The 267-nt window shown below is 31.5% G+C and carries 1 pseudogene; it reads left to right on the forward strand.

Annotated features, from left to right (window positions below):
- Nucleotides 1-67: 67 nt before the first annotated feature.
- Nucleotides 68-267: pseudogene (locus EII29_RS11765) on the forward strand (hypothetical protein); the annotation flags it as partial.

Below are 267 nucleotides of genomic sequence, written 5' to 3' on the forward strand. Positions count from 1 at the left end.
TATGACTTTAAAATATTAAAATTTAATATGTTGTGTAAAATTGAATTATTATATTTAAGGAGGAAAAATGAAAAAGACGGTAATAGCGGGAATACTTGTAATAAGTGCATTGGTCATGGCGGATAGTGCAAAAGATGTATTAAGAAAAGCAAGAGAAGATTATTATAAGCAACAGAGAGAAATGACAAGACCTGTAAAAGAGAAGAAGGTTCCTGAAAAGAAGATGAAAAAAGAGCAGAGCACATCGGGAGAAATGTTGGAAGAAAG

The organism is Leptotrichia sp. OH3620_COT-345, assembly GCF_003932895.1.
Classification (GTDB): domain Bacteria; phylum Fusobacteriota; class Fusobacteriia; order Fusobacteriales; family Leptotrichiaceae; genus Pseudoleptotrichia.